This window comes from Pseudomonas sp. Bc-h (genome assembly GCF_002080045.1).
Classification (GTDB): Bacteria; Pseudomonadota; Gammaproteobacteria; order Pseudomonadales; family Pseudomonadaceae; genus Aquipseudomonas.
In genome coordinates this window covers 1-345 of record NZ_MUIN01000061.1, presented here as the reverse complement: position 1 = coordinate 345, position 345 = coordinate 1, and the positions used below count along the sequence as shown (strand labels likewise).

Sequence of the window (345 nt, the reverse complement as noted above, 5' to 3'; positions counted from 1 at the left end):
ACCGACCATTACTAATGGCGATCTCAAAAAGGGATGGATACATATTGATACCGCCAGGTGTCGGGCACTCATCCACACGGTCCGTGAAAGCAGTGGTTGACACAAAAGATCACTCTGTCGTGACCATGTTCCCAGTGATAACAGGCCCTTGACTATGGAAATCTCAATAAAGCTATTACCTATCGAGGACCGCACCAGCGGCTTTGAAATGGGGGACATCACTTTAGAGCACCAAGGAAAGACGATTACATCCGCAGGACGAACTCCGAGTCAGTCCATGATGATTTTTATTTTCATGAGCGACTTCATAGAGATGCTGATCGCCTTAGAAAAAAATGGTAGACC

General features: G+C 46.4%; 1 protein-coding gene. It reads left to right on the top strand.

The features are described 5' to 3' along the window. Nucleotides 1-154 precede the first annotated feature (154 nt). Nucleotides 155-345, top strand: a 191-nt coding sequence (locus tag BWR59_RS32690; protein WP_218191329.1) for a hypothetical protein, incomplete at its 3' end; no start/stop codon positions are given.